At 60.4% G+C, this 20,820-nt stretch carries 10 protein-coding genes and 3 tRNA genes; 5 read left to right on the forward strand and 8 right to left on the reverse strand.

What is annotated here, in order from left to right:
• Nucleotides 1-271 precede the first annotated feature (271 nt).
• Complete coding sequence (gene hrpA, locus ACUXHH_RS05605) at nucleotides 272-4,762, forward strand: ATP-dependent RNA helicase HrpA (protein ID WP_458390995.1); 4,491 nt, start codon at nucleotides 272-274, stop codon at nucleotides 4,760-4,762.
• Nucleotides 4,763-5,129: 367 nt separating this feature from the next.
• On the opposite strand, the gene ACUXHH_RS05610 is transcribed toward hrpA, so the two are convergent.
• From ACUXHH_RS05610 to glnA, 5 genes are all read right to left on the reverse strand, one after another.
• Nucleotides 5,130-5,201: transfer RNA gene (locus ACUXHH_RS05610), tRNA-Val, on the reverse strand.
• Between the two features lie 24 nt (nucleotides 5,202-5,225).
• A tRNA-Cys gene (locus tag ACUXHH_RS05615) sits at nucleotides 5,226-5,296 on the reverse strand.
• A 47-nt stretch (nucleotides 5,297-5,343) separates the two neighbouring features.
• Nucleotides 5,344-5,416: transfer RNA gene (locus ACUXHH_RS05620), tRNA-Gly, on the reverse strand.
• A 400-nt stretch (nucleotides 5,417-5,816) separates the two neighbouring features.
• Nucleotides 5,817-9,161 carry a bifunctional [glutamine synthetase] adenylyltransferase/[glutamine synthetase]-adenylyl-L-tyrosine phosphorylase gene (locus tag ACUXHH_RS05625; protein ID WP_458390996.1) on the reverse strand — a complete coding sequence of 1,115 codons (3,345 nt, stop codon included), beginning with the start codon at nucleotides 9,159-9,161 and terminating at the stop codon, nucleotides 5,817-5,819.
• A gap of 217 nt (nucleotides 9,162-9,378) precedes the next feature.
• On the reverse strand, nucleotides 9,379-10,719 hold the full coding sequence (glnA, locus tag ACUXHH_RS05630) for a type I glutamate--ammonia ligase (RefSeq protein WP_279740488.1): 1,341 nt from the start codon (nucleotides 10,717-10,719) through the stop codon (nucleotides 9,379-9,381).
• 389 nt (nucleotides 10,720-11,108) lie between these two features.
• Between glnA and ACUXHH_RS05635 the strand changes: the two genes are divergently transcribed.
• On the forward strand, nucleotides 11,109-12,956 hold the full coding sequence (locus ACUXHH_RS05635) for a geranylgeranyl pyrophosphate synthase (protein WP_458390997.1): 1,848 nt from the start codon (nucleotides 11,109-11,111) through the stop codon (nucleotides 12,954-12,956).
• A gap of 54 nt (nucleotides 12,957-13,010) precedes the next feature.
• Nucleotides 13,011-13,925 carry a 3-methyl-2-oxobutanoate hydroxymethyltransferase gene (panB, locus tag ACUXHH_RS05640; protein ID WP_279788731.1) on the forward strand — a complete coding sequence of 305 codons (915 nt, stop codon included), beginning with the start codon at nucleotides 13,011-13,013 and terminating at the stop codon, nucleotides 13,923-13,925.
• A gap of 140 nt (nucleotides 13,926-14,065) precedes the next feature.
• Here the strand turns inward: panB and ACUXHH_RS05645 are convergent, their stop codons facing one another.
• The gene (locus ACUXHH_RS05645; protein WP_348539259.1) at nucleotides 14,066-14,323 is read right to left on the reverse strand and encodes a hypothetical protein; all 258 of its coding nucleotides are present in this window, start codon (nucleotides 14,321-14,323) and stop codon (nucleotides 14,066-14,068) included.
• Between the two features lie 276 nt (nucleotides 14,324-14,599).
• On the opposite strand from ACUXHH_RS05645, the gene map reads away from it, so the two are divergent.
• Both map and ppgK read left to right on the forward strand, forming a co-directional pair.
• A complete protein-coding gene (map, locus tag ACUXHH_RS05650) occupies nucleotides 14,600-15,511 on the forward strand; it encodes a type I methionyl aminopeptidase (protein ID WP_279740483.1) in 912 nt (303 codons plus the stop codon).
• Between the two features lie 112 nt (nucleotides 15,512-15,623).
• Nucleotides 15,624-16,475 carry a polyphosphate--glucose phosphotransferase gene (gene ppgK / locus ACUXHH_RS05655; protein ID WP_458390998.1) on the forward strand — a complete coding sequence of 284 codons (852 nt, stop codon included), beginning with the start codon at nucleotides 15,624-15,626 and terminating at the stop codon, nucleotides 16,473-16,475.
• Nucleotides 16,476-16,644: 169 nt separating this feature from the next.
• Here ppgK and nrdR read toward each other — a convergent pair whose 3' ends face one another.
• A complete protein-coding gene (nrdR, locus tag ACUXHH_RS05660; RefSeq protein WP_005506525.1) occupies nucleotides 16,645-17,100 on the reverse strand; it encodes a transcriptional regulator NrdR in 456 nt (151 codons plus the stop codon).
• A gap of 177 nt (nucleotides 17,101-17,277) precedes the next feature.
• Complete coding sequence (gene dnaE / locus ACUXHH_RS05665; protein ID WP_458390999.1) at nucleotides 17,278-20,820, reverse strand: DNA polymerase III subunit alpha; 3,543 nt, start codon at nucleotides 20,818-20,820, stop codon at nucleotides 17,278-17,280.

The following is a 20,820-nucleotide window of genomic DNA, read 5'->3' on the forward strand; positions in this document are numbered from 1 at the left end:
TACTGTGTTATTCACCACTGTAGCAGTTGAACGAAACTATCGAAAAAAAGTTAAGAAGCGCAGTTAATTCGCATCTATAGTGCATAAAATTCAGATGAATAATTATAAGTTTCTTAGATGGTATTTGATGTCATTTATTATATCTTAATTATTCTTTTTAGGGTCATGATTCCACCGCTCCCCACCCGGGGTTCCCGCGAACAAACCCAAATATGACAAACAAAGCACACCCCAAGCCCACCGCGGGCAAGGCGAGTACACTGGATAAGATATGTCTGAGCAGAAATCCACGAAGAAACACACAGATACTTCTACTTCTAAGGCCCCCCGCATCGCCCCCACCATGGCGAGCATGGCAGCAGCAATCCACGCGGCAAAGATACGATCCTCCGAAAAAACCGCTGAAAAAGCCGCGGGCAAGACCGCAGATAAAACTACTGAGAACAACGCGGTCAAAAACGGCACCCAGAAGAGTAACGCAGACCGCAAGAACTCCTCCCGCGGCGCCTCCGAACGCAACTCCAACGCCTCCCGCTCCAACCGACGCGGAGGCGGCAACAACCGCACCCGCAAGCAGGGCGGTGCGCAGGGCGACAACAAGGGCAACCAGCAAAAGCACCCGGCACCGCGCCGCTACGAGCCGCTCATCCCCGAGGTCATCGCCTACCCCGAAGAGCTGCCCATCAGCGAACGCCGTGAAGACATCATGAACGCGATCCGCGACAACCAGGTCGTCATCATCGCGGGTGAGACAGGCTCCGGTAAAACCACCCAGATTCCTAAAATGTGCCTCGACCTGGGCCTGGGCGCTAAAGGCCTCATCGGCCACACCCAGCCGCGCCGACTCGCCGCACGCTCCGTCGCCGAACGCATCGCCGAAGAACTAGGCCAGAAAATCGGCAAAACCGTCGGCTACCAGGTGCGATTCACCTCCGAAGTGGGCGAACACAGCGCTATCAAGCTCATGACCGACGGCATTCTGCTCGCCGAAATTCAGAACGACAAGCTGCTGCGCCGCTACTCCACCCTCATCATTGACGAGGCGCACGAACGTAGCCTGAACATTGACTTCATCCTCGGCTACATCAAGCGCATCCTGCCGCAGCGCCCGGATCTGAAGGTCATCATCACCTCCGCGACCATCGACCCGGAGCGTTTCGCGCGCCACTTCTCACCGAGCTACGTGCCGGGCAAAGGCATCGTCGACGAAAACCTCAGCGCCGAAGAACGCGAAATCGCCGAAGCAATCCTGCCCGACGACGCGCCGCCCATCATCGAGGTGTCTGGCCGAACCTACCCCGTGGAAATCCGCTACCGCCCGCTTGATGAGGAAGACTACCTCGGAGACGACGAAATCGAAGACGACCACGACCCCACCGACGGCGTCCTCGACGCCATCAAAGAGCTGTCCAAAGAAGCCCCCGGCGACATCCTCATCTTCTTCTCCGGTGAACGCGAAATCCGCGACGCCAAGGACGCCATCGAGGCAATGGTCGCCAAGTCCCCGCGCCTGAACTACGAAGTGCTGCCCCTGTACGCGCGTCTCTCGCTCGCCGAACAGCACCGCGTGTTCTCCCCCGGATCGCGCCCGCGCATCGTGCTCGCCACGAACGTTGCCGAAACCTCGCTGACCGTGCCCGGCATCAAGTACGTCATCGACACCGGCACCGCACGCATCTCCCGATACTCTGCACGCACCAAGGTTCAGCGCCTGCCCATCGAACGTATCTCGCAGGCCAGCGCCAACCAGCGTTCCGGCCGATGCGGCCGAGTCAGCGACGGCATCGCAATCCGTCTCTACTCCGAGGAAGACTTCAACTCGCGCCCCGAGTTCACCGACCCCGAAATTCTGCGCACCAACCTCGCCGCCGTCATCCTGCAGATGATCGCAATCGGCGTGGTCCGCGAACCCGGCGACATCTCCCGCTTCCCGTTCGTGCAGCCGCCCGCATCCCGCTCCATCAACGACGGCGTGAACCTACTTCGCGAACTCGGCGCGCTCACCGAACGCCCCCGCGCCCCCCGCAAGGGCCGCGGCAAGAGCGCAACCCTCACCGCCATCGGCCGAGCCATGGCGGCGTTCCCCGTGGACCCACGCCTGGCCCGCATGATTATCGAAGGCAGTCGCCGCAACTGCGCCAAGGAAATGATGGTGCTCGCCGCCGCCCTGACCATCCAGGACCCGCGCGAACGCCCCGCCGACGTACGCGCCGAAGCAGACGCCATGCACGCCCGCTTCGTCGACGACACCTCCGACTTCTTATCCTTCCTGCTGCTCTGGGACTACATCAACGAGCAGCAGGCGGCGCTGTCCTCCTCGCAACTGCGCAAATTGTGCCACCGCGAATACATCAACTACCTGCGCATCCGCGAATGGCAGGACCTATTCGCCCAGCTACGCGAAATGGGACGCACCGCCAACATTCACGCCAGCAGCGGCAGGGACATCAACGCTTCTGCCCATGAAATCGACATCCATAAGAGCCTGCTCTCCGGCCTGCTCTCGCACGTGGGCGTGAAGGAAGAACGCGAAAAGGACTCCAAGGGACGCAACCGCGGCCCCCGCGAATATCTCGGCGCACGCGGCACCAAGTTCGCCATCTTCCCCGGCTCCGGCCTGTTCAAAAAGAGCCCCGACTGGGTGCTCTCCGCCGAACTCGTCGAAACCTCCCGCCTGTGGGCACGCACCAACGCCTCCATCGACCCGCAGTGGATCGAAGAAATCGGCAAGCACCTCATCAGCGTGCAATACTCCGAACCGCACTGGTCGCTTAGCTCCGGCGCGGCAGTTGCCTATGCCAAGGGCACCCTCTTCGGCCTGACCATCTACGCCGACCGCCCCGTGCAGTACGCTCGCGTAGACGCCGCCGCAGCCCGCGAACTGTTCATCCAGTCCGCCCTCGTCGAAGGCCAATGGCGCACCCAGCACAAGTTCTACCTGCGCAACCAGCGCGCCCTCGCCGAAGTCGAAGAACTTGAGGCGCGCCTGCGCCGCCGCGATCTGCGCGTGGATGACTCCGTACTCTTCGCCTTCTACGACGCACGCATCCCCGCCCACGTGACGGACGTTCGCGCCTTCGATAAGTGGTGGAAGCAGGCACGTCTCGAAGACGACAACTACCTGGACTTCAACCCCGAAAAGCTCATCAACGAGGAGGCCGCCGACTACGACGACTCCCAGTTCCCCCGTCAGTGGGTGCAGCGCACCGACAGCGGCGAGCTGACCCTCGACCTGCGCTACGAATACGCCCCCACCGCCGGCATCGGAGGTGCACGCACCGACGCCGCCAAGCGCGACGGCGTAGCAGTCCAGGTACCCATCCTGTTCCTCAACCAGCTGAGCCCCGAACCGTTCCGCTGGCAGATCCCCGGCCTGCGCCACGAACTCGTTACCGCGCTCATCAAATCGCTCCCCAAGGCGATTCGACGCAACTTCGTGCCCGCGCCCGACGTGGCACGCGCCGCCTGCGCCGCTCTGGAAGAGGACTACTCCCCCGCCACCGACGAGCTCATCCCCTCCCTGGCACTCGTACTACGCCGCCTGCGCGGCGTCGTTGTCGAGCCCGAAGCCTTCAACTGGGACGCCGTGCCCGAACACCTGAAAATGGGATTCCAGGTGCGCAACGCACGCAACAAAATCCTGGGCGAAGGCAAGGACCTACGCGCCCTGCAGCAACAGCTCCACAAGGAGATTCGCGGCGCCCTCGCCGACTCGCTCGGCGCATCCGACGACACCATGGCAAAAATGGTGGCGCTCGCCCAGGGCGGCTCGGGTGGCTCAGGTACTTCCGCGGCTTCTGCCAAGAAGGGCGCGAAGAATGCTCAGGGTAGCACCACCGCTCAGGCAGCTGACGCACACGGCTCGCAGGTACGCGAAATCAGCGGCCTCACCGAATTCCCCGCCGACCTCTTCCCCAACGGAGAGATTCCCCGCAAGGTACAGCGCATCATCGCCACCCAAGCGGTCAACGGCTACCCCGCCCTCGTCGACGAAGAAACCAGCGTAGGCCTGCGCATCTTCCCCACCGAAGCCGAACAGCTCCACGCCCAGCGCCGCGGCATCATCCGCCTGCTCCAACTGCAGGTGCCCTCACCCGTACGCTACGTGAGCGAACACCTCTCCCACAAGGAGAAAATCGTCTTCACACAGAACCCGCACGGCTCCATCGACGAACTCATTCGCGACTGCACCGTCGCGGCACTCGACCACCTCGTGCCGCACACCCCCATCTTCACGCACGCCGAATACAGCGAACTCTACGAGCATGTACGTGCCGAACTCATTGAGACGGTCTTCGACGTCACCAAGCTCGTCGCCGAAATCCTCTCCGAGGCCACCGCGCTGAAAAAGGCAATCAAGAAGGCAACCTCGCTGACGACCATGCACGCCGTCTCCGACGTGAAGGCACAGATGGAGAACCTGGTCTACACCGGATTCGTGGCGAAGACCGGCTACGACCAGCTGGTTCACATCCCCCGCTACCTCAAGGCCGCCCAGGTGCGCCTGACGAAGCTCGGCCCGAACCTGCACCGCGACAACCAGCTCATGCTCACTGTGCAGGATCTGGAAGACTCCTACGATAACGCAGTTAAGTCGCTACCGACAGGCACCATCGTGCCGGATGCGCTCCGCCGCGTGAACTGGATGATTGAGGAGCTGCGCGTCAGCTTCTTCGCCCAGGAGCTTGGCACCGCCTACACGGTGTCTGAGAAGCGCATTGCGAAGGCTCAGCGTGAGGCGCTGGACGCCATCAAGCACTAATTCCGGGAATACGGTTTAGTTGCGCGGATGGCGGTGTTCGTCCTCGCTCCTACAGGGGCGCCCGCCGCCCCGGACGCTCTCCGCTCTTCCTTACGTCGCGGTGGAGAGAGCCCGGGGCGGCACCCTGATGTCACGACGGAGGACACCGCCCCTCCGCCTCGTAAGTAAAACACTTAGCCTCGGTTCCGCATGTGCAGGGCTTGGGTACGCGAAGTGAAGCGAGGGCAGGTTCTCTGCGACCCCACGGAGGAAATATACGCAGCACCGCCTCCAGAACATACACAGGGCAACGGAGCAACACCGCCCCTCCTCAACCAAAAAATTAAACACAAAAGCCCTTAGCTCGAAAGCTAAGGGCTTTTATCTGTGCGCGATACTGGGATCGAACCAGTGACCTCTTCCGTGTCAGGGAAGCGCGCTACCGCTGCGCCAATCGCGCTCACAAAACAAATGTTTTGTTGCGAGGTGAGGACGGGATTCGAACCCGCGTACACGGCTTTGCAGGCCGCTGCCTAACCACTCGACCACCTCACCGCATACGCTCCACAAGGGAACGCGTTCGAACTCTTGGAGTCCTTACGAGCGGTTGACGAGACTTGAACTCGCGACATCCACCTTGGCAAGGTGGTGCTCTACCAACTGAGCTACAACCGCATATCAGCGTATTCAATTTGAATTATTCCGAGGAGTTTTTTCCTCCGTCATGCTGACAGGTAAATACTATACGGGGTTTTTGAGTGTTTGCCAAATCCTTTGTAGATTACCCCGTATTCCGCATGTTTCCGGGGCAGAATGGGGTGTTTCGCTTCGTTTTTGAGGAGTGCAATCAAAATTTATTTTCATGGTGCCAGTCACATTTTAGAAGTTTTGGGGTGGTTACTAGTCCCGCGAGGTTAGCGGCGGGCACATGATGCCCGCTGAACGTCCACAAAATTTTTCAAAAGAGAACGAAGAAAAGGAGAGGCGGGGAACCATGTTCCCTACCCCTCCCCTATGAAATCCACACCGGAAATCCGCACCGGCGAAAACGCCAGGCTCATGTTTTCAAGAGACTCTAGAGCTCTTCGAAAAAGAGTCGTTCGTAGACCTTGCGGGCGTTACGGGTTTGGCGCAGGTAGTCCTCTTCAAGGGCGCGTGCACTGCCGGCGGGGTATCCGCACCAGCGAGCAATCGCCTCCAAATCATCACGACCTGAGGGCAAAGTATCCGACTGACGCACCCCACGTAGCACGTTGCCGCCGCGAATCTTCGTGGCTAGCAGCCAGGCACCGCTAAGAATATCCGCATCCGCACTCTCAATGAGTCCCGCCTCAACTGCCGCATTCAATGCTGACAGCGTGGAGGTGGTGCGTAGCCCCGGCACGGCGTGCGCGTGGCGCAGCTGCACGAGCTGGACCAGCCACTCTACATCGGAGAGTCCGCCGCGGCCGAGCTTGAGCTGACGGGTGCGGTCGGCACCGTGCGGCATACGTTCGTTTTCGACGCGCGCCTTCATGCGGCGAATCTGCTGTACCTGTTCGGGCGCGAAAGCTGCCGGGTAGCGGTACGGGTCGATGAGCTCCACGAAGGCACGTCCGAGCTCCTCATTGCCGGCGATGGGGCGGGCGCGGGTGAGCGCCTGGAATTCCCAGGTTTCCGCCCAGCGTTCGTAGTAGGAACGGTAGGAGTCCAGCGAGCGCACAATAGCGCCCTGCTTGCCTTCGGGGCGCAGGTCGGCGTCCACTTCGAGGGGCCGTTCGGCGCGAATGGCGGGCTTCACCGGCTGCTTGAGGAGCGCCAGGGTACGGTTGACGATGCGTGCCGCCTGTTCCTGCGCGGCGTCTTCGTCGACCCCCTCGAGGGGTTCGTGGACGAACATGACGTCCGCATCGGAGCCGAAGCCGTTCTCGGCGCCGCCGAGGCGGCCCATACCGATGACGGCGATGCGGGTGAGCAGCTTCTCCCCCGCTGTCTCCTCAGTTTCGGCAGGTCCGGCTCCTTCCGGGGTGACCTGAAGCTCACGCAGGGCAATCTGCAGCGCCGCACCGATCGTGCACTCATCAATGGCAGCAAGACCGGCGCAGGTGTCCTCAATGTCAACGATGCCAAGAGCCCAGCCCATGGCAGTGCGCAGAGTCTCACGCCGACGCATATAACGCACGGCGCGCATTGCCTCGACCGCATCAGCGTGACGAGCCAGCAAAGAAGACACCTCAGAAGCGAGCGCTTCCTCCCCCAGCGGCTTGAGGTCGGCGACCTTATCCAGCCAGGCAATAGAGGCGGAGGCGTCCTCCAGCAGGTCGGTCATAAGGCGCGAGCTGGAGAGCAGCTGACTGAGGCGTTCAGCAGCTGCGGGTGAGTCACGGAGCATACGCAGGTACCAGCTGGTGCTACCGAGCGATTCGGAGACGATGCGAAATCCGAGCAGGCCGGCGTCCGCGTCCACGCCGCGGGCGAACCAGCCCAGCAGCACGGGCATGAGGTGACGCTGGATATCTGCACTGCGGGAAAGTCCCGTGGTGAGTGCCTTGATGTGGCGCATAGCGCCGCGCGGGTCGCGGTAGCCGAGGGCTGCAAGACGGTCCTGTGCTGCCTGTTCGCTGAGCACCACTTCGTCGCGGCTGAGAGTGGAGACGGCGGCGAGTAGCGGGCGGAAAAAGATTCGCTCGTGCAGAGAACGGACATTCCGTTTAATTTTCTGCCAAGCTTTCAGCATCTGTTCAGCGGAGAGCGTGCCATTGCGTTCCGGGGACAGGATTGAACGAGCCAGGGCGCGCTGTTCGGCGTCCTTCTCGGGCATCAGGTGGGTGCGACGCAACTGCTGCAGCTGGATGCGATGCTCCAGCACGCGTAGCTTCTTGTAGTCGCGGCTGAACGTTTCGGCGTCAGTGCGGCTAATGTAGCTAACAGCGGTCAGCGCCGCCAGGGAATCCACGGTGGACTTGGTGCGCACGGCGGGGTCGGTTCGACCGTGCACGAGCTGTAGCAGCTGCACGGTGAACTCAATATCGCGCAGACCACCCGGGCCCAGCTTAATCTGACGGCCCACCTGATGGGCCGGAATATTATCAGTCACGCGGGCACGCATCGCCTGCACGGATTCTACGAAAGATTCACGGGCGGCGGACTCCCACACAAAGGGGTCGATTGCGCGGGCGTAGCGGGCTCCCAGCTGCGCCGAACCAGCAATGGGGCGTGCCTTGAGCAGCGCCTGAAACTCCCAGTTTTCGGCCCAGCGTTTGTAGTACTGAACGTAGGATTCGACGGTGCGAACGAGCGGGCCGTCTTTACCCTCGGGGCGCAGGTTCGCGTCGACTTCCCAGAGGGCGGGTTCGGGTGCGGGGCCCATGATGGCGCGGGTGAGGGCGTGCACGAGTTCCGTGCCGATGGTGGAACATTCGTTCTCTGTGAGCTTGAGTGGGGCACTCTCCCCCTCCGCCCCGGTATTGGGCGTGGCGGCGGGTTCCACGGGCGCAACCACGTACACCACGTCAACGTCAGAGATGTAGTTCAGCTCGCGGGCACCGCACTTACCCATGCCGATAATCGCCAAGTCCAGGGCGTTTACGGCTTCGCCACGGCGAGGAGCCGCCAAGCCAGGGCCCAGCCCCTCCGCAACTTCCGTGCGTGCAACAGCGAGTGCGCCCTCCAGCGCGGCGGCAGCCAGATCAGCGAGGTGACGACCAATGGTGGGCATCATTTCAACCGGGTCTTCACAGCACACATCAATGAGGGCGATACGCGCCAGGGCGGCACGGTAGGCAACGCGCAGGGTCACGTAGCCGTCTTTGCCGGTCTGCTCGACGGCAGCGCGCGGACGCTCCGCGTGGGGGTCGGCGCCGAGGGCGGTAAGGATATCGCGGCGGTAGGGGGTGTCCAGCGGTGCGATGGGGGTCAGGAATTCCCCATCGGTTTCCGGCAGAATCGACGCCGGGTGCTGGGAGCGAATCAGCGCGCTCTCAGCCGGGTACACCTGCGTGTCGAAGAGCGAGTCAATGTGCTCGGGGCGGCGGTAGAGAAAATCGCCAATCGCCTGGGACGCACCGAGCAGGCGGTACATGCCGAATTCTTCTTCGCTGCAGTTGGCGCGCTCAGCAACCGCTGGATGCTTCTCAATGAGGCGCACAAGGGCGGGCAGGGCAATATCCGGTGAGGGGGCAAGGCGCAGCCCGGCAAAGAGCGCATCCTGCGAGACGTGCTGCAGTTCAGGCGCGTTGAGCCAGCGCTCTGCCTTGGAGGGGTCGTGGAAGCCGGTGGCAATCATGCGGGTGCGCAGGCGCAGCTGGGCTTTGCGTTTGGCTTCGGCTCGCTGCTCGTCGCCGAGTGCGTCGGCAGCGATGTCAGTCAGCGGTTTGGGTTCTTTGGCAGGGTCGATCATGCGGATGAGCCCGGTGGCCGGGTAGTGGGATCTGTCAGTCATAGCGTGAGAACCATGGGTAGAGAACTACGGGTAGGGAGTAGGTCCGTGGGGTGGGGAGTATAAATTTTGGCCGCTAAAAACAGCGGTGAACGGTAAAGCTGATAGGTGCAATGGATATATCTGCAGGCGGTACCCGCCGGTGCGTTACCGGTGGCGGGTACCGCCCTGAGGCTGTCAGCGCTCACTCACCGTACGAGGAGGTGAGAGGATCCAACCGCTAGAGGATTCCAAGGTTGTACTTGAGCTCGTAGGGGGTCACCTGAGCCTGGTACTGATCCCAGTCGGCACGCTTATTGCGTAGGAACTGTTCGAAGACCTGCTCACCCAGAACCTCCGCCATGAATTCGGATTCTTCAGTAATGTTGATGGCTTCACGCAGGGAAGCAGGCAGCGGGTTGTAACCCATAGCGCGGCGTTCGGCGTTGGTCATGGCGGCCAGGTCCTCGGTCACGGCGGGCATGAGCGGGTACTCGTTCTCGATACCTTTCAAACCGGCGGCAAGAATCACCGCGTAGGCGAGGTACGGGTTCGATGCCGAGTCCAGACCGCGGTACTCGATGCGTGCGGACTGCATCTTGTTCGGCTTGTACAGGGGCACACGCACGAGGGCAGAGCGGTTGTTATGGCCCCAGGAGACGTAGGAGGGAGCCTCGCCGCCGCCCCAGAGGCGCTTGTAGGAGTTGATGAACTGGTTGGTGACCGCGGTGAATTCAGGGGCATGCTTGAGCACACCGGCGATGAAGTGGCGTGCGGTCTTGGACAGCTGGTATTCGGCACCCGCTTCGAAAAATGCGTTGGTGTCGCCTTCGAAGAGGGAGAAGTGGGTGTGCATGCCGCTACCGGCGTACTTCGTGAAGGGCTTGGGCATGAAGGTTGCGTACATGCCGCGTGAGTAGGCGACTTCCTTGATGACGGTACGGAAGGTCATGACGTTATCGGCGGTCTGCAGGGCGTCGGCGTGGCGCAGATCGATTTCGTTCTGGCCCGGGCCGGTTTCGTGGTGGCTGAATTCGACGGAGATACCGACTTCTTCCAGCATGGTCACTGCCTTGCGGCGGAAGTCCTGCACGATGCCGCCGGGGGTGTGGTCGAAGTAGGATTCGTAGTCCACGGGCACGGGGAACCCGTCAGCGCCGAGCTTGGAGGATTCGAGCAAGTAGAACTCAATTTCGGGCGAGGTGTAGCAGGTAAAGCCCATCTCCGCTGCCTTATTGAGCACACGCTTGAGCACACCGCGGGTGTCGGAGGCGCTGACTTCGCCGTCGGGGGTAAGCACGTCACAGAACATGCGGGAGGTGTAGTCTTCCTCGCCGCGCCAGGGCAGAATCTGGAAGGTGGAGGGGTCCGGTTGCAGCAGCATGTCGGATTCGTAGATGCGGGAGAAACCCTCAATCGAGGAGCCGTCAAAGCCCAAGCCCTCATCGAAGGCGCTTTCTACTTCAGCCGGTGCGAGCGCAACGGATTTGAGGGTGCCGACCACGTCGGTAAACCAGAGGCGGATGAAGCGGATGTCGCGCTCTTCGATGGTGCGCAGTACGAATTCCTGTTGGCGGTCCATAAGTTGCCCTCTCGGTGCGGGCGCGCATCCGCGTGGTACCCGTCTGCGGGTGGCGGAGGCGCGCTAAATTTTACTGCCGTGGTGCGGAAAGCCCTGCATATCCCTTGGGATTCCAGGGGTTCCGCCGGGTTACGTGCCAGCGGTGCTGGCGCTTCCTTGCCCCGGCGTATGTCCTGTTGTTATCTAGCCTATCGGGTTCTGCTGTGTGGCGGGCGGGTGAGAGGTTTCGTTTGTGTAAATTCTTGTTCCTGCGCCACGGCAGCTCAGATTCTGGGCGATACTAGGAGGGGCACTCCCCCACTTTTTCTGCGGTGTGGGTTTTGTTCAGATACCCAGCACATGACGGGTTCGCGGGACGGGGAGCGGTGTCGCCTTGCGATAATGGGAGTATGCCACATTCCATTATTCTTCCCTCGACTGTGCAGTTTCCGTTGGCGCAGTTTCCATTAGCGCAGCTTCCGCTGGCGACCAGCATGGTTGCTGCCGACCCTACCGGTTTAGAGTGGCTACTACTTATTGCCGCTCCCATTGTTTTCTTGGTGTTGTACCTAGTCTGCCTTTTTGTGGTTGCGGTCTTTGGCCCGACAGTCATGAAGAACAACAAGTCTGGCGGCACGACCTACCTGCTGGACCGCCCCTCCCGTGTGGCGTTTAGGATTCGCACTTTGGCGTCGTGGGCGCTGATTGGTGCGTTTGTGGAGTTCATCTGGACCGGTTACACGGGCCGTTTGGGTTCGAGCGCGGCTATTCCGGTCATTATTTTTAGTTGGTCGTGGAAGTACACTTTCTTCTTCCTGCCGCTTCAGGTACTTCGTGCCTGGTATGTTCACGCAAGCCGCGGCAAGTATGATGCGCTGTCCGCTGAGGGTGCTCAGCGCCGTGAGAAGCTGAACCATAAGAGCGCCTACGAAGTGTCGAAGATGATGCAGCGTAACCCACAGCAGTTTGCGATGAGCAAGGAGCTGCATACGCTGGCGTGCGGTCAGAAGATTGCAGGCGTGCGTCCGTTCCAGAACCTTGACGAGGCGGGTAAGAAGCGCCGCACGAACTATACGGTGGAGCTGGCTGTGGCGCTCATGCAGGCGCGTGTCATGAACCCCGGTAAGCTTCCGTCGGAGGCGTTCGGTGAGAGCATCCTGGGTATGGGTGCTGGCATTACTTCTGATCGGGCGGTGGAGCAGACCTGGCTGACTCTGTGCACGGAGCGTGTCAATGCGCCGGATGCGCCGAACTACCCGGATTCGCTGGGGCCGGTGGCGGCTCGTTTTTCGCTGTTTACCACGATGTCGCTGTTGCAGCCGGTGATGGGTCGCCCCTATTCGCCGTTTACCGCTGAGGATGCGCGCCGTTTTGTTCCGCGTGATTTCTCGGCAGACACCGTGCTGTTGAAGACTGAGGAGCGGGGCAAGAAGGCTCTGACGCAGAGTGCGATTTTCCGTCAGCTTCATGAGCGTCTTCTGCCATTACATCAGCAGCAGCCCCAGCTGGTGGATGGTCGCGCCCTGGCGTATTGCGGTGCCCTGCTGTTGACTGTTGCGAAGGCTGAGGCGGAGAGCCAGCGGTTGACGAGCCAGATTCTGGTAGCGGCGGCTTCGCAGCGCGGCATCCTGTCCTACGGTTTGTTCTCGCAGATTGCTGAGGATTATCAGTGTGTTCAGCGTCTGCTGAATCTGATGGTGAAGGCGACCGCCGACATTGAGCGTTTCCTGAACTCGGTGGAGGCGCTGGTGCAGATGCATTCTGGTCCGGTTCAGCCGTCCGGTATTGCGTATGAGAAGGTGCAGATGGAGTACATCGCTGCTCTTCTGGACGTTATTGTCTTCTCTTCGCACGCCCCGCTTGCCGGTTCTGTTCAGGCGTCTTACGCCCTGCTGAAGGCAGACTATGAGGCATTTACTTTCAACACTACCGATGAGTTGAGCCGCAGCTACTGGTTGCAGTACGCGAAGAACGCGGTGAGCGCCTGCGATACGGGTCTGTCTGGCGGCTACGAGGGTTTCTTCGGCTCTAATGATGCGGCAAAGACGGCGTGGGAGTCCTACGCGGAGGACGTCGTGAAGGAAGTCTGCACCTATTCGATTACGCAGCTGTATTGGGATGCGCTGGTGCAGCAGGCGCTTATTCAGCGCGATTTGCCGCGTGAGTTTAGTGATGCTTCTTCCGCTATTCCGGAGCTGATGAATAAGAACGCTGCTGCATCATTCTCGACCTACTACATTAACCTCATCTGGAACTAGGTTCGGGGCGAGCGGTACACCAGGTTGGAGCCGTGCAGGGTTAGAATAGTCAGCATGACTACTGAGCGTTCTTCCGAGATCTCTTCGCCTTACGCGGCACAGCCTGCCGCTACCTCAGCGGCTGTTCCCGCTGCTGCTAGCACATCGAAGCCTTTTGACCTGGACACCATCAAGAAGGTGCGTACCGTTCACCTGGCGCAGGCTAAGGCTACCGGGCAGAAGTTCTCCATGCTGACCTGCTACGACGCCCTGACGGCAGAGATTTTTGACCGTGCCGGCATCGACATGCTGCTGGTTGGCGATTCTGCGGCGAATGTGGTGCTCGGATACGAATCGACCCTGACCATTACTCTGGACGAAATGATTCCGCTGGTGGCGGCGGTTTCTCGCGGTGCTTCCCGTGCCATGGTGGTTGCTGATCTGCCGTTTGGTTCTTATGAGCAGTCTCCGCAGCAGGCGGTGGCGAGCGCTGTTCGCCTGATGAAGGAGGGTGGCGCGCACGCGGTCAAGATTGAGGCGGATGCTTCGATGACTGAGTGGGTTCGTGCCCTGGTTCATACCGGTATTCCGGTGGTGGCTCATGTTGGTTTCACTCCGCAGTCGGAGCATGCCCTGGGTGGTTTCCGTGTGCAGGGCCGCGGCGATGCGTCTGAGCGTGTTCGTGAGGATGCGGTGGCGCTGGCTGAGGCTGGTGCATTCTGCGTGCTCATGGAGATGGTAACCGCCCAGACCGCGCAGCTGGTTGATGAAGCTGTGGGCGCTGTGCCGACTATTGGTATTGGTGCCTCGAATGTGACAACCGGTCAGGTGCTGGTGTGGCAGGACATGATGGGTGTTCGCTCCGGTCGCGTGCCGCGTTTTGTGAAGCAGTTTGCGCAGGTTGGCCAGGTCATGGAGGACGCTGCGCGTGCTTATCGTGAGCAGGTTCGTTCGGGTGAGTTCCCGGCGGCTGAACACACCTTTGAATAGGCTTTAGCTTAAGAAAAAGCTTGAGAAGAAAAACCCCCGTATCCGGTGCTCCGGGTGCGGGGGTCTTCGCGTCTCACGTTTTATGTCTATTGGTCGGCGTGCCCCTTGAGCAAGTGAGTAAGGCTGAGGATGCTCGTTCTTTAGAGCCAGCCGCCGTCCTTTTCCCAGGCGTCGTTGCGTTCACGGGTGCGGTCCATGGCATGTGCCGCCTCCTCGTAGGTTTTGAAGGGGCCCCACAGGGAGGTGACGGCGCTCTGCTGGCCGCGTTCCACCTCGCCGGTGGACAGGTTGTACCAGTACTCTTCGGGGTGCGGGCTGGTGGCTTCGGTCGCGGAGTTTAGGGTCTTTTCGACCGCCGAAACGATTGCGTCGCTCAGGCGGTTTTTCGTCTCGCTCACGGGTTCTCCTTTGACGGTGAGGGGTTGGTGTTTCTAGCTTCTCACGCGCATCGGTTCGTGGCAATGAGGCAGGCGGAGCTTCTCACGGCGCTTCCCCCCTCTTCCACGGTCGTCCGCCCCATGCCTTCCGCTCCTGTCTTCCGTTCCGCGCAGTTTTGCCGCTAGGCTGCATGAAATTTTATTCACAACCTGGGAAAAAGGTACGGCTTATGTATCCGCCGCTTTTTAGAGCCCCGGCAACGGACACAACCCGCCCACGCCCGGTAAGATGAAACTATGTCTTCAACCAAAACGAATACTTCGCATAATCTTCCCGCAGAGCCCGGTCGAGCACCCGTCGGTTGCCTGACTGCCGGACGCATCACCCCCGTGCGCCCGGTCCCCTCGCACATTGTTCGCCCCGAGTACGTGGGTAAGCCCACCGCCAACGAGGGTAACGACTCGAACATGTACACCCCCGAGGAAGTTGAGCGGGTTCGCGCCGCCGGCAAGATCGCGGCAGGCGCCATCGTTGAAGCTTCCAAGATTTGCGTACCCGGCACCACCACCGACGAAATTGACGTGCTGGTTCACGAGTACATTTGCGACCACGGCGCGTACCCCTCCACCGTGGATTACCGCGGCTACCCCAAGTCCGTGTGCACCTCCCTGAATGAGGTTATCTGCCACGGCATCCCGGACTCCACCGTGCTGGAGGACGGCGACATCCTCAATCTGGACGTCACCGCATACCTGGACGGCATGCACGGTGACACCAACAAGACCCTGCTCATCGGTAACGTGGACGAAGAGTCCCGCCTGCTGGTTGAGCGCACTGAAGAGTCCCTGAACCGTGCGATTAAGGCTGTGAAGCCGGGCCGCCAGATTAACGTGATTGGTCGCGTCATTGAGAAGTATGCGGCACGTTTCGGTTACGGCGTAGTTCGCGACTACACCGGTCACGGTGTGGGTCGCGAGTTCCACTCGGGCCTCATCATCCCCCACTACGATGCGGCACCCGCCTACGACACTGAGATTCGTGAGGGCATGATTTTCACCATCGAGCCCATGCTGACCCTCGGCACCATCGAATGGGACCTGTGGGATGACGACTGGACCGTGGTCACCCGCGACCGCAAGCGCACCGCACAATTCGAGCACACCCTCGTGGTGACCGCTGACGGCGCGGACATCCTCACCCTGCCCTAAGTTGTTGTCTTAGACATCTAAGTTTTAGGGATAACCTGGCGAACCATCTATTCATTATTACTCGATAGCGCAGATATGTTTCTCCGCTCAGGCGAAGGAAAGAAAGGAAATTATGGCTAACTACGCTGAGCCCAGCCTCATCAACGGCCTGCCCGCTCCTACCCCCAAGGACCTGCAGATTGGTGTGGACATTGGAGGCACCGGTATTAAAGGCGGCATCGTCGACCTGCGCACCGGTGACCTTGTTTCGGACCGTTTCCGCATCGACACCCCCAAGCCCGCAACCCCCGCCGCTGTGGCTGAGGTTGTACGCCGCGTAGTCGATGAGTTGCAGGGCCGTGACCTGGCTCCGGATCCCGAGTCCGCTGTCGGCATCGACTTCCCCGCAGTAGTGAAGAACGGCATGGTCTTCTCCGCAGCAAACGTAGATGACTCCTGGATTAACACCGACCTGGAGCAGGTCATGAGCGAGGCACTGAGCGGCCGCACCGTCTACGGTCTCAACGACGCTGACGCAGCCGGTCTGGCTGAGGCAACCTACGGTCAGGGCCGTAACCGTGACGGTCTAATCGCTGTCATCACCCTGGGCACCGGCATTGGCTCCGCCCTCATCAATGACGGTGTTTTGATCCCGAACACCGAACTGGGCCACCTGGAGCTGGATGGCCACAACGCCGAGTCTCAGGCTTCCGCTCGTGCCCGCGAGGTGCACGACCTGTCCTGGAAGAAGTACGGCAAGCGCCTGTACCGCTACTTCGACCATGTTCAGATGCTCTTCTCCCCCGACCTGTTCATCATTGGCGGCGGCATCTCTAAGAACCCGGAGAAGTTCATGCCCTACTTTGAGGACCACATCCGCACCCCCATGGTCATGGCTGCTCTGCGTAACAACGCGGGTATCGTCGGTGCGGCACTATGGGCTGGCGGTATGCTGCCTGAGCGTAAGCGTCGAGGCGAAGCTTAAGAGCTGCTTCCTGTTTTACCCGCGGCCGCGTCAGCGCCGCGGCGAAGCGTAAAGTGTAGCTACAGCTAAAGGGGCTGTTCCTGAGATAGTTATCTCGGGAACAGCCCCTTTCTGTGTGCCAACCGCGCGTATAGCAGCGGCTGAACTCATTAGCTACTGGGCTAAAAAGTTACTGGGCGATGCGGTCCTCACGCAGACGCGCAATCGCCTCCTCAAAGTCTTCAAGATTCTCAAACGCCTGGTACACACTCGCAAAACGCAGGTAGGCGACCGCATCCAACTTCGACAGCGGCTCCAGGATGGTCAGACCCACCTCGTGCGCGTTAATCTCCGCCAGGCCGCGGGCACGAATCAGCTCTTCAACTTCCTGGGCGAGCTTTGCCAAATCGTCCTCACCCACGGGGCGGCCCTGGCATGCCTTACGCACGCCGGCGGCAATCTTCGAACGGTCGAAGGGCTCGGTTACGCCGGAACGCTTAATCACCGAAATGGTGGTGGTTTCAACGGTCGTGAAACGGCGAGCGCAGGAGGTACACTGGCGGCGGCGGCGAATTGCGGCGCCATCATCGGTGGTGCGGGAATCCACTACGCGCGAGTCGGTGTGCTTGCAATAGGGGCAGTACATTCTTTTCTCCTTGGCTGGGCGATAGCACCCGAGTATACAGCGCTCAAGAATATTTATACCTATTCTACCGTGATATACAGCGGGTACACCGTATGTTTTGGGTGAATATACGCTCAGAGTGGACCCTGTCATATAGAATCCACTCTGAGTCTTACCCCTCGCGGGGACCTTCTACCGTTAGCGTCGAATACAACTCGGGCCGAAAATTGTCTTAATCTCACCGAAGAGGCTCGGGTTCGGTTCCACGCGCACACTCGGATCCAGCAGCACCAGCTGCTCCTTATCGCGGGTACGCACAAGCATGCGCACATCCGCGGTGCCCTTATGGTCGCGCAGGGTCTCCTTCAGCTCCTTCAAGTTCACCTCGGTCACCAGGTACTCGGGTACCATAATGGTGATGGGTGCGGCGCGGCCGTCATCGCTGATTTCCAGGATCTGCAGTTCCTGCGCGCTCATGTTCACGCTGCCGTCATCGCGGCGCTGAACGCGGCCACGAATCGAGCAGATGAGGTCGTCCGCCAGGGCGGCGCCCATCGTCTCGTAGGCGCGGGAGAAAAACATCACCGTAATGGTTGCGCCCGAGGGGTCTTCCAGCTCCACGGAGGCGTACTGGTTACCGCTGGACTTGGCGATACGGCGCGAAACGCCGGTGAGCATACCCGCAATGGTAACGGTTTCACCGTCGCGCACGTGCGAATCTTCACCGATGATATCGTGCACCGAATGGTTTGCGGCATCCGAGAGCGCACGCTCCAGGCCACGCAGCGGGTGGTCCGAAACGTACAGGCCCAGCATGTCACGCTCAAAGTTCAGCTTCTCGCGGCGCTCCCAATCCGGTACCTCCGGGATGGTCACGGTCAGCTCATCACCCAGAGCATCATCCATGCCGAGGGAACCGAAGAGGTCGAACTGACCCGCCGCTTCCTTACGCTTGACCACCACGGCCGCGTCCACCGCCGCCTCGTGAATGAGGGACAGCGAACGGCGCGTATGGCCCAAATCGTCGAAAGCGCCCGCCTTAATAAGCGACTCAATGGTGCGCTTATTGCACACCTGCAGCGGCACCTTCTTCAGGAAGTCGTTGAAGGACTCGTATCGGCCCTTCTCTTCACGGGCGGCAATCATACCTTCGACCACGTTCGCGCCCACGTTACGGATTGCGCCCATACCGAAGCGAATATCGTCACCGACAGGGGCGAAGGTCAGGGTGGACTCGTTCACGTCCGGTGCGAGCACGGTAATGCCCATGGCGCGGCACTCATTCAGGTACAGCGCGAGCTTGTCCTTGTTGTCGCCCACGCTGGTCAGCAGCGCAGCCATGTACTCCTGCGGGTAATGCGCCTTCAGGTACGCCGTCCAGTACGACACCAGACCGTACGCAGCCGTGTGTGCCTTGTTGAACGCGTAGTCGGAGAACGGCAGCAGAATATCCCAGAGCGCCTTAATAGCTCCCTCAGAGTAGCCGTTAGAAATCATGCCGTCGTGGAAGGTAGCGTACTGCTTATCCAGCTCCGCCTTCTTCTTCTTACCCATCGCACGGCGCAGCAAGTCCGCCTCACCCAGAGTGTAGTTCGCAACCTTCTGAGCAATCGCCATCACCTGTTCCTGATACACAATCAGGCCGTAGGTGGTGTCCAGAATATCCTTCAGCGGCTCTTCCAGCTCGGGGTGGATCGGCTCAATCTCCTGCTTACCGTTCTTACGCAGAGCATAATTGGTGTGCGAGTTCGCACCCATCGGGCCCGGACGGTACAGCGCCAACACTGCCGAAATGTGCTCGAACTCCTCGGGCTCCATGAGCTTGAGCAGCGAGCGCATCGGGCCGCCATCGAGCTGAAACACGCCGAGAGTGTCGCCGCGCGCCAGCAGACGGTACGATTCCGGGTCATCCAGAGAGAGGGACTCAAGGTCCAGGTCAATGCCTCGGTTAGCCTTAATGTTCTCCACCGCATCAGAGATGATGGTGAGGTTACGCAGACCCAAGAAGTCCATCTTAATCAGGCCCAGACCCTCACAGGTGGGGTAATCGAACTGGGTAATGACCTGGCCGTCGGCCTCGCGGCGCATCACGGGGATCACGTCCACGAGGTCCTTGCTGGACATGATCACACCCGCAGCGTGCACGCCCCACTGGCGCTTCAGACCCTCCAAGCCCTTCGCAGTTTCGAATACCTGGCCGTAAATCTTATCGACCGGGTCCTCAATGAGAGCGCGCAAATCTGCCGCCTCGGCGTAGCGCTTATCCTCTTCGTTGTACACATTCGCTAGGGCGATGTTCTTGCCCATGACATCCGGCGGCATCGCCTTGGTGAGGCGCTCGCCAACCGAGTACGGCTGGTCCATCACGCGGGAGGCGTCCTTGAGCGCCTGCTTCGCCTTAATGGTGCCGAAGGTGACAATCTGTGCGACCTTCTCTTCACCGTACTTTTCGGTCACGTAGTCGATAACTTCGCCGCGGCGACGATCGTCAAAATCCACATCGAAGTCGGGCATAGAGACACGGTCGGGGTTGAGGAATCGCTCGAAAATCAGGTCGTGGTCGAGCGGGTTCAGGTCGGTAATACGCATCGCGTACGCGACCATGGAGCCTGCACCGGAACCACGGCCGGGACCCACGCGAATACCGTTGCGCTTCGCCCAGTTGATAAAGTCTGCGACCACGAGGAAGTAGCCCGGGAAGCCCATGGAGGTAATAACCCCCACCTCGTACTCTGCCTGCTTGCGCACAGCGTCGGGAACGCCCTGCGGAAAGCGGTAGTGCAGGCCCTTCTCGACCTCCTTCACGAACCAGGATTCCTCGTTTTCGCCCTCGGGCACGGGGAAGTTCGGCATGTAATTCGCCTTGGTATTGAACTCCACGTTGCAGCGTTCAGCGATTTCCAGGGTGTTCTCACACGCGCCGGGAATGTCACCGAACAGGGCGTACATCTCTTCTGCCGAGCGCAGGTAGAAGTTATCCGCGTCGAACTTGAAGCGCTTGGGGTCGGTAAGGGTCGAGCCGGACTGCACGCACAGCAGCGCCGCGTGAGCCGTGTTGTCTTCCTGGCGGGTATAGTGCAGGTCGTTGGTTGCGACGAAGGGCAGGTTCAGCTTCTTGGCGAGGCGGTGCAGATCCTCCTGGACGTTGCGTTCAATGTCCAGGCCGTGGTCCATGACCTCGCAGTAGAAGTTGTCCTTGCCGAAAATATCGCGGAATTCGCTCGCCGCCTGGACTGCCTCATCGAACTGACCCAGGCGCAGGCGCGTCTGAACCTCACCGGAGGGGCAACCGGTGGTCGCAATCAGACCCTTCGAGTAGGTCTGCAGCACCTCACGGTCCATACGCGGCTTGTACAGCTGACCTTCCAGCGAAGCAATCGAGGAGGCACGGAACAGGTTGTGCATACCCTCGGTGGTTTCAGCCCACATCGTCATATGGGTGTACGCGCCACCGCCGGAGACGTCGTCGCGGGAACCGTCGCCCCAGCGCACACGCGAACGGTCGGTGCGGTGCGTGCCGGGGGTCAGGTACGCCTCCACACCAATGATGGGCTTAATGTCGTGCGCTTTAGCCTGGCGCCAGAAGTCGAAGGCACCAAAGAGGAAGCCGTGGTCACTGGTCGCCATGGACTTCATGCCGAGTTCTTTAGCGTGGGTGAACAAGTCGCCCAGGCGCGCGGCACCGTCGAGCATGGAGTACTCGGTGTGCACGTGCAGGTGCGTAAATTCTTTGGTTGCCAC

The sequence above is a fragment of the Rothia sp. 110740021-2 genome (assembly GCF_054263775.1).

What these genes read in the sequence shown, in the direction of transcription:
- hrpA (WP_458390995.1), top strand. Translation starts at nt 272, where the DNA reads ATGTCTGAGCAGAAATCCACGAAGAAACACACAGATACTTCTACTTCT.
- ACUXHH_RS05625 (WP_458390996.1), bottom strand. Translation starts at nt 9,161, where the DNA reads ATGACTGACAGATCCCACTACCCGGCCACCGGGCTCATCCGCATGATC.
- ppgK (WP_458390998.1), top strand. Translation starts at nt 15,624, where the DNA reads ATGGCTAACTACGCTGAGCCCAGCCTCATCAACGGCCTGCCCGCTCCT.
- map (WP_279740483.1), top strand. Translation starts at nt 14,600, where the DNA reads ATGTCTTCAACCAAAACGAATACTTCGCATAATCTTCCCGCAGAGCCC.
- panB (WP_279788731.1), top strand. Translation starts at nt 13,011, where the DNA reads ATGACTACTGAGCGTTCTTCCGAGATCTCTTCGCCTTACGCGGCACAG.
- ACUXHH_RS05635 (WP_458390997.1), top strand. Translation starts at nt 11,109, where the DNA reads ATGCCACATTCCATTATTCTTCCCTCGACTGTGCAGTTTCCGTTGGCG.
- glnA (WP_279740488.1), bottom strand. Translation starts at nt 10,719, where the DNA reads ATGGACCGCCAACAGGAATTCGTACTGCGCACCATCGAAGAGCGCGAC.
- nrdR (WP_005506525.1), bottom strand. Translation starts at nt 17,100, where the DNA reads ATGTACTGCCCCTATTGCAAGCACACCGACTCGCGCGTAGTGGATTCC.